Origin of the sequence: Xanthobacter autotrophicus, from assembly GCF_030015065.1 — a bacterium.
GTDB classification, from domain to species: domain Bacteria; phylum Pseudomonadota; class Alphaproteobacteria; order Rhizobiales; family Xanthobacteraceae; genus Xanthobacter; species Xanthobacter autotrophicus_D.
In genome coordinates this window covers 1-483 of sequence record NZ_JAIVFN010000347.1, presented here as the reverse complement: position 1 = coordinate 483, position 483 = coordinate 1, and the positions used below count along the sequence as shown (strand labels likewise).

Here is a 483-nt window from a genome sequence, read left to right as displayed (position 1 = left end):
GGTTTTCGCGTTCGGCGTATCAACCAGCGTCATTTCCTGGGTAGCAGCAGCGCGCGGTTCTTTCGGCGCGATAGCTTCTGCCAGTTCAATGTTCGCTGCGTAGTCAGAAGTATCGGAGAAGACCACATCGTCTTCACCGCTCTGCGCCAGCACCTGAAATTCGTGAGAGGCGCTACCGCCGATAGAACCGGTATCGGCCTGTACGGCGCGGAAATCCAGCCCCATGCGGCTGAAGATTTTGCTGTAGGCCGCATACATTGCATCGTAGGTTTCCTGCAGGGATTCCTGAGAAGTATGGAAAGAGTAAGCATCTTTCATCAGGAATTCGCGGGAACGCATGACGCCAAAACGCGGACGCACTTCGTCGCGGAACTTGGTCTGGATCTGGTAGAGGTTCTTGGGCAGCTGCTTGTAGCTGCGCAGTTCCTGGCGCGCGATGTCGGTGACGACTTCCTCGCTGGTCGGCTGCACGATGAAGTCACG

The 483-nt window shown here is 56.5% G+C and carries 1 protein-coding gene; it reads right to left on the bottom strand.

Features of this window, described 5'->3' with window-relative positions:
* Positions 1-483, bottom strand: a 483-nt coding sequence (locus K9U40_RS23465) for an aminoacyl--tRNA ligase-related protein (RefSeq protein WP_349239460.1), incomplete at both ends; no start/stop codon positions are given.